This is a genomic window from Elstera litoralis (assembly GCF_000963705.1).
Lineage (GTDB): Bacteria > Pseudomonadota > Alphaproteobacteria > Elsterales > Elsteraceae > Elstera > Elstera litoralis.
The window spans coordinates 1-904 of sequence record NZ_LAJY01000638.1 but is presented as its reverse complement, the minus strand read 5'-3'; the positions used below and the strand labels follow the sequence as shown (position 1 = coordinate 904).

1 protein-coding gene is annotated in these 904 nt (G+C 58.3%); it reads left to right on the top strand.

The window, feature by feature from the left end:
• Positions 1 to 904, top strand: a 904-nt coding sequence (locus tag VZ95_RS18510) for an amino acid ABC transporter permease (protein ID WP_045777175.1), incomplete at both ends; no start/stop codon positions are given.

Below are 904 nucleotides of genomic sequence, written 5' to 3'. Positions count from 1 at the left end.
TGGTGATCTCGGTTATCGGGATTTTCTTGGCGACTATTCTCGGCACGCTGGTCGGGGTTGCCCGCCTTTCAACCAATTGGCTGTTGGCGAAGCTGGCCTCGGTTTATGTCGAAGGTCTGCGCAATATCCCGCTGCTGCTGCAACTCTTCTTCTGGTATCAGCTCGTCAGCGAGGCGTTGCCGCCGGTCCGTCAGGCGATCAAGCTTATTCCGGATTACGTCTTCCTCAGTCAAAAGGGTCTGCGGATTCCCCATATTGTCGCGAACGACATTCATGGCTGGATGATCGCCCTGCTGTTGGGCGGAATTGTGGCGACGGTTCTATGGCGGCGTGCGGCAGCCAAGCATCAGGAAGCCACGGGGAAACTCCGGCCGATCTTTTGGCCGACGCTTGGGTTCCTCTTCGGTCCGGCGGCGTTGATCTGGCTCTTTGCCGGGGCACCGCTGGAGCTGATTAAGCCGGAACTGCGCGGGTTCGATTTCCAAGGCGGCGGCACCTTCTCCCCGGAAATGATGGCGCTGCTGGTTGGGCTCGTGACCTATACCTCGACGTTTATTGCCGAGAATGTGCGCGCCGGGATTCTATCGGTCTCGAAAGGTCAGTGGGAAGCCTCGCGCGCTTTAGGGCTACCGAATGGCCGGGCGTTGCGCCTGATTATTCTGCCCCAGGCCCTGCGGGTGATTATTCCGCCAATGACCAGCCAATACCTCAATCTCACCAAAAATAGCTCGCTCGCGGTGGCGATCGGCTATCCCGATCTGGTGTCGATCCTCAATACGACGATCAATCAGACCGGGCAGGGGATTGAGGGCGTGGCGCTCATCATGGCGGCCTATCTGACCGTGAGCTTATCCATCTCTGCTTTCATGAACTGGTACAACAAGCGCATCGCGCTGGTTGAGCG